The organism is Flavobacterium sp. (assembly GCF_035760125.1).
GTDB lineage: Bacteria > Bacteroidota > Bacteroidia > Flavobacteriales > Flavobacteriaceae > Flavobacterium.
The window spans coordinates 1-7,162 of record NZ_DASTTN010000516.1 but is presented as its reverse complement, the minus strand read 5'-3'; the positions used below and the strand labels follow the sequence as shown (position 1 = coordinate 7,162).

The window sequence follows — 7,162 nt, the reverse complement described above, 5'->3', positions numbered from 1 at the left end:
CTGTTTTATAGCGATATGAATACTTGTCAATTCGGGAATAAATGATTTTATGATACAAGAATAACTTTCTAGACGTTCTATATTTGAGTTATAGAATGATATTAAATAATAGGGATTGTTGTATTGTGGTTTGTGGGGCTTTACCTGAGAAGGAGCTTTTTATGAGCAATTAAGGGATACAGAGTATAATGGGAGTTGGAGGAAAAAGAGATAGGAAAGATGCTGAGAGGTATCTTTTTTTGTGTTTTGTGGATTATTAATGTAAGAAATGGTAATGAATAATTAAAACAATTTTGTATGTTTGGTATAACACAGTAAAAAGTTATAATTTGGTGCAAGGTCTTTTGAATTTGGTGTGGACTGTAACCATTTTATGACTGGAATCAATAAGTTGTATACTAGTCTGCTGCTTCAGATGAAAACAAAGAACTTGTAAGAAACGTACTTAGAATGAAATAATATACCTAACACAGATAGCTACTACAATTATTAGCAATTATCTCAATGAAAAAGAGGTTGATTTATGAGAATTTAACTAATCAACAATAAGACTTAATTTAGTATCAAACAAATTGTTACAAGGAAAAGTTACCACCAATTTTAAATAGACATTATGATAAAAAAAATACTAATCGGAATTAGTAGACATCCAAAAAGATTTCTTTTAGCTATTGCATTCGGTTATGCTTCCTTATGGACTGTTTTAGAACCAATTTTTTCAATAGCAAATCTAAAAACGACAGGGTATAATTGTCCATATTTAATATGCTATATTTTGATAAGCTTAATAATTGGATTAATTGTTATTTACCCTAAAAGAAAAGTTCAATTTGACTTGAAAAATACAAACACAAAAGTTGAAATAGAATTTGGGGATTTATTTGCAACGACTGGACATAAAGTTATATCTGCAAGTGAATTTTTCGATAGTAAAATCGGAAAACCTGTTTCTCCTAAAAGCTTACAAGGTATTTTTATTGAAAGAGTACTTGGTGGACATGCAAATATACTTGATGATGCTGTAAACTCACAACTTGCTGGAAAACATACTGAAACAATACAAAGAATTGACGGTAAAACACTTAAATATGATATAGGTTCAACCATTACAATAGAACATAATCAATCCATTTATTTTCTCTTTTCTCTAACAAATACAGATTACGACTGCAATGCTAATAGTACTCCATCATTAATGCTTAAAGCTTTGGATGGACTTTGGAACAAAGTCAGAACTGAAGGTAATGGAGCAGACATTAATTTGCCGCTCATAGGTAATGGTCTTTCAAGAATTGGCTTACCTCCTAGTCAATTACTTCAACTTACTTTAATATCACTATTAAAAGCAGCAAAAGAAAGAGACTTAAGTTCGACTATTCGAATTGTTCTTACCAAAGATATGTTTGATAAAATAGATTTAGAAATAATTAAAAATAACTGGCAATAATATGGCTTATAGAAATGGAACTTATATAGCATTTCATGCGGACGGAACAAATGTACCTACAGAATCAGACATTAAGTATTATAACTTAATGAAAGCATGGACAGCAAAAACAGATGATGATTTTTCAATGATTAACAGTCATGATAAAACAAGTGCTGTAAGAGATAGCAGCCTGAAAACTACTTTAAGGAATCGTTTAAAGGAAAGATTAAATTTAAGCAAACATATGGTTCTAATAATAGGACCAACTACTAAAAATGATACTGATTGGGTGCCATTTGAAATAGAATATGCAATTGATAATTGTGGGCTTCCCATCATAATAGCTTATGCTGGATATGACTATATTTTAAATCCAAAATTTTTGTCTGATTTGTGGCCAAAAGCATTAAAGGAAAGGATTGAAAATGGTACTGTTAAAGCAATTCATATTCCCTTCAAGAAAGAGCCATTAATAGATGCTATAAGTCAATTTGATTTAAAAAACAAACCTTCAACATCTTTAAATTATTATACAAAAGAAGCGTACAAAGAGTTTGGAATCCCAATATAAAAATGATAGTAAAAGCCATGGTTTCGCTGCGTTCGCTGCACAAACAAAGTAAATAGGCTTATCATTAGTAAGCAGGGTCAGGGTAATTACAGAAACATTGAACAATTAGTTAACTTTAATGAAGGTAAACAGTTTATACCTTCAAAATTCCACTAACTCAAAATCCGAAACCTTTGTGTGCTATATAACAATATAAAGTAAACTGATGACGAAAATAATAAATAAGTGGTATCTTTCTTTAGTTATTGCTCCAATTATCACAACATACTTAACCAATTTTTTCACATTACCTAAATTATTTAGCGATTGGAAACTTGCAATAATTTTTTCATTAACAATATTTGCAATAAGTCTATTAATTGAATTAAAGTTATTATCTGAAAGTCATAATTCACCAAACGAGAACGATAAACGAATTATAAAAAGATTGTTTAAAAAGTTGGATGTAAAATCATTTCAACAAGAAATCTGTATGAACGATTCATGGAACGGTTATAAACAAGATTCTATTCACAGCATTATTAAATACCAACATGCTGTGAGATTAATTAAAAACAAAACAGTAGATAAAAAAGTACAACAAATGATTGATGTTTTTAATTATAAATTAGATCTATTTACTGATTTCACTGCAAAAAATGTATATGGGGATAATTCTGGTTTTTTAATTCCCTTTAAAAATTCTGAAGATCGAAATAGTGTAAAAAAAGATGCTGAAAAAATGAATATTTTAGCTAAAAATGCATTTGAAGAACTCGAAAGTTTAGTTGAATATTTAAAATTTAAAAAATATATCTAAAATAATTCACACCGCAGCTAAAATTAGGACACCGACGAAAAAGAACAATAAAACCTTGTTGAACTGAACTGAGATAGTTTTAATTATCAAAATAAGTTTGAACTAATATATTAGACAAACTTAGGCAGACGAAAAGTCCAAATAACTCAATAACATTAATAACATCAATACAAAATCATATGTCAATCTTTAATGAAAAAACAATATTAGTTTCAAATGATAGTTCAATTACTCTAACCTCAAATAGAGTAATACAGAGAGAAAAAAATCTACATAAGGAAATAAATTTGGTAGATTTTTTATCTTATTCTATTGTCAAAAAAAGATACAAGTATTATAAAATACTTTCGTTAATTTTTGGGATTATTACTGTTGTATTGACATCTCTCGTAATTGCAAGTTATGATTCATCGCCATATGATGATAGTGAGCGAAGTGGTGAAATAGCTGCTTTTCTTTTTATTCCAGTAATTCTGACCCTTATTTCGATACTGTTGCTTTTTACAACATCTGAAAAATATATGAGAATATCTGGAAAATTTAACTCAATTGAGTTTTCAATAAAGAAATTAAGTAAGACTGGGTTGAGTGAGTTTTTGAATATATTGAGTGTTGAATGTGAAAACAGCAAAAGAGTTCAACTTTAATTGAATTTACCTAAAAAAATAAAGGCAACCTATTGAATTTAAGTAATCCCTGAAATAGAGAACCGCAATACTTACATAAAACACATAATTGGAAAGCATTAGACCTTTCAGTTGATGACTTTAAAATATTGTAAACAAAAATATTAATTCTCTTTACCAAATATTTATTCTTTCTCGGTTTCTTCCAAATTATTAGCATCAAATAAATTTTCAGGTATTTTATTCTCAATAATATCGAATTGATTAATAAAAGCTACTACTTTGTTCAATTCTCGTTCAATGGAATTCCACCAATTTGTTGACCATATTCTGTAAAAAATGAAGCCCTGATTTTCCAATTGCGTTTGCCTGAACATATCCCAAGAATAAGCTTCATTACTACTGTGATATTTTGCACCATCACATTCCAAAGCAATAACTGGCTTTCCAGTTAACTTGGATTTGATAATCATATCTATTCTAAAACCTCCAATCGGATATTGTTGCTGAATTCTATCTTCACCAATTTTTTGAGCTAAACGATAATATACTTCCTCTTCAAAAGGTGACTCAGAACCATAAGTATCTTCTACATCATAAAGTTTAGATTCGCAATTCTCATAAAGTTGGTTCAGTATTAAATCTTTAATTTCATTATTTGAATCACTTACCGCTTTCGCATAAGCCAAATATGAATACAAAACACCACGACCAGTATTTTTAAATTGTTGTAATAAAGATGGATATTGATTTATATTATCTAATGGTATAGAACAGCATACATACACTTTTTGTTTAGCCCTAGTAACAATTACATTTAAGAGTTTATATCCTTTTCCTTGAACTATAGGTCCAAAATTTTGTCTAAAGTTCCCATCGTTCTTCTTCCCGAAAGTGGTTGATATTATAATTATATCTCTTTCATCCCCTTGAATGTTCTCTAAATTTTTCACAAAAAAATCCGAGCCTAAATCAGCAATTTTTTTATCATATTCTGGTTTGGATTGTCTTGCAATAGCAATTTCTTCCAATATTAAATTTCTTTGATATAAATTAAAAGTAGCTACACCTATTGATGGGTATTTTCCGTTTTCCGATTTTTTAATTTTATGTAAAAGAATATCTACAACGCTTTTCGCTTCCTCTCTATTTACAGAATCTTCGTAAATTCCGTTGACTTCAATGAATTCTATTGGCTTATATTCCTTTTTTGCAGGCATGGGAATCAATCTTTTGCCATAAAAAGCATGATTTGAAAAATCAATTAAGCTTGGGTGTTGCGATCTGTAATGAATTTTTAAATATGATTGCTTATAGTTACAATTTTCAGCATAAACTAAAAGCGATTCGCTATCTGCCAGTTCGTATGAATTGTTTACATTCCTAATATTGTTTTCTGTCTCTTGAGCAGTAGATTCTTCTTCATAGTCATCTTCATTTGGATTAAGCAGTGCGTTTCCTCCTTGAAAGAAATTAGTTGGTGGCATCTGTTGGCTGTCACCAGAAATAATTTTGATTTTACCTCTTATTAAAGCAGAATAGGTATCTTCAATTCGTAACTGGCTAGCTTCATCAAAAATTACAATGTCAAATAAAGCTTCATTCAATGGTATAATTGAACTGCAAACTGTAGGCGAAACCATTACAACGGGAAAAAAATCCGTAAATAAGTCAAAATCTGTATTGACAATTTTTCGCAAAGAATTTCGTTTATGCCCTGCTGCTCCTCTTTTGTTAAATAGACTGATTGGACTTAGTCCTGAAAATTGCTGTAGTCTCTTTGCAGAAGCTAATTGTTTTTTTGACCAGCTTTCAACTATATTTTGAATTTGATTCTTTTTTAAATCTTTCTTTAGCTCAAATAACTCTAAAATTTTATCGTCATTTTTTGGTAAATCTCTATGCTCATTGATTGATAAAAGCCAAAAATAATACCAAGCTTCAAAGGTTAATTCCCAATCGTCTGTATCAATTTCAATAAGTGACTCAATAGTTCTTTTTTCTAAAGAAGTTAGAGGTAGAATAAAATTTTTCCATTCGTAATATTCTCTGAATCCTTCCAGATTTTCTGATATTTTATTGATTGAAGAAATGATCTTTTTTATCTCCGATAATTTCTTACTATGATTTTCAGTATTGTCAAACTCTTCTGCTATAATTTTCTCATTTTTGATCTTATTAATAATCTCAGTAAAAGATTTTTCATTTTTGGTTAGCACTTCCGAATTATAACTTTTATGCTTTGATTCTTGAGAAAAGTTATCGAAATAGTTTTTCTTAAATTTATCAATCTCAGAAAATTGTTTCTGAAGTTTTTTTAACGTATAAATTTTTAGATGATGAGTTTTCAAATCTTCTTTAGAAATATCTAAATATTTATCATCGGTCAAATCTGAAACAAATCTTTCATGTATTCTTTCAATTTCCACTATCAGAGAGATATTAGAATATAATGGATGTGTGTTTTTTGAATTAAATTGTTGAATAAGTTTGGTTTTGATATTCTCTAATTTTTTTTTCCATTTATCAAATGCTAGGCTCAATTCCTCGACATTATCTAACAAAACTCTTAATGTAGTGTGTGGTTCATCAATGGAAACAAAAGTATGATTTATATAATCATACTTTTCATGATGCATTCTGATTTTTGTGATGCTAGGGATGATTAATTCTCTTTGAACTTTTAATTCTTTATACTTATCAGAAAACAAACTCAATGCATTAATTCTAAATTTAGTTAAGCCATCATTCTTAAAAAATGACTCCCCAAATTTCTGATGATTTACAAAAGTAAATGTTTTGAAATCTGCTATAAGATTTAATAACTCATTATAATACTCCGAATAGTGATTATCTAACCAAAGCGAATAATTATGGAGATCCTTTTCTAAGGCCCCTAAATTAACTGACAATTCATTTTCAATATCTAAATAATATTTATCAAGCCATGTAAGGTATTCTTTTGTGTCGTTTTTTAAACTCAACTCAATATCAGTTAATTGCAACGATGTTGATTCTGTAAAATCCTCTAACCGAACTTTTATACCTCTTGGATTCTCTCCTGCGAAAAGCTCATCATTTAAAATATCTAAAGGATGAGAAAGAACCTTAATATCAGAAAATAATTTTTTGGCAGTTTTAATTTTTGCTGAATATGAGCTAAGCTCATTATCCGTAAACTCAAATTGTTTGTAGTCTAATTTCTTAGTTAAGGCTTCATAATTTGTTTTATTTTCTCTTTTCAAGAATTCTCCAACAATTTCTGTCCATGATTTTCCTTTATAGATGCTCTGACCTAATTTTTTATGACTATTATTAAGTTCCCCAACGGCTGTATCGATATCCTTTTTAACTGTATTATAGTTGATTTGATTGTTACTATAAAAAATAAGTGGATTACTTATTCTGTCTCTAACCGAATTAACGATAGTATCTCTGTCTTTATTTATATCTTCAATTACAGCAGCTAACGCACCTAACTGATCATTTTCTCGATGTAGATTATTTTTGATAACATCGTGGGCTGTTTTCTTTTCGCATACAACAAGACATTTCAAATTGTTGGCTAGTGCATTTGTAATTAAAGCTGTTAACGATTGACTTTTCCCCGTTCCAGGTGGTCCTTGAATGATTTTTTTTGGTTCAAATCCTAAAGTGCTTAATATTTCTTGTTGACTAGGATCTGTATTTATCGCACTATAAGCTGTCCCTGTAAAAGATTCAATTTTCAATTCATC

At 29.1% G+C, this 7,162-nt stretch carries 5 protein-coding genes; 4 read left to right on the top strand and 1 reads right to left on the bottom strand.

Annotation, left to right across the window (positions count from 1 at the left end; genetic code table 11):
• Positions 1-613 precede the first annotated feature (613 nt).
• From VFS71_RS18420 to VFS71_RS18405, 4 genes are all read left to right on the top strand, one after another.
• Entirely contained in the window at positions 614-1,447 is an 834-nt protein-coding gene (locus VFS71_RS18420) for a macro domain-containing protein (protein ID WP_326403097.1), read from the top strand.
• Between the two features lies 1 nt (position 1,448).
• On the top strand, positions 1,449-2,000 hold the full coding sequence (locus VFS71_RS18415; RefSeq protein WP_326403095.1) for a TIR domain-containing protein: 552 nt from the start codon (positions 1,449-1,451) through the stop codon (positions 1,998-2,000).
• A 205-nt stretch (positions 2,001-2,205) separates the two neighbouring features.
• On the top strand, positions 2,206-2,799 hold the full coding sequence (locus tag VFS71_RS18410; RefSeq protein ID WP_326403094.1) for a hypothetical protein: 594 nt from the start codon (positions 2,206-2,208) through the stop codon (positions 2,797-2,799).
• Positions 2,800-2,978: 179 nt separating this feature from the next.
• Positions 2,979-3,446 (top strand): hypothetical protein, encoded by a 468-nt coding sequence (locus tag VFS71_RS18405; RefSeq protein ID WP_326403093.1) that lies wholly within the window; start codon positions 2,979-2,981, stop codon positions 3,444-3,446.
• A 164-nt stretch (positions 3,447-3,610) separates the two neighbouring features.
• Here the strand turns inward: VFS71_RS18405 and VFS71_RS18400 are convergent, their stop codons facing one another.
• On the bottom strand, positions 3,611-7,156 hold the full coding sequence (locus VFS71_RS18400; RefSeq protein ID WP_326403092.1) for an AAA domain-containing protein: 3,546 nt from the start codon (positions 7,154-7,156) through the stop codon (positions 3,611-3,613).
• Positions 7,157-7,162: the final 6 nt, after the last annotated feature.

What these genes read in the sequence shown, in the direction of transcription:
- VFS71_RS18410 (WP_326403094.1), top strand. Translation starts at nt 2,206, where the DNA reads ATGACGAAAATAATAAATAAGTGGTATCTTTCTTTAGTTATTGCTCCA.
- VFS71_RS18420 (WP_326403097.1), top strand. Translation starts at nt 614, where the DNA reads ATGATAAAAAAAATACTAATCGGAATTAGTAGACATCCAAAAAGATTT.
- VFS71_RS18405 (WP_326403093.1), top strand. Translation starts at nt 2,979, where the DNA reads ATGTCAATCTTTAATGAAAAAACAATATTAGTTTCAAATGATAGTTCA.
- VFS71_RS18415 (WP_326403095.1), top strand. Translation starts at nt 1,449, where the DNA reads ATGGCTTATAGAAATGGAACTTATATAGCATTTCATGCGGACGGAACA.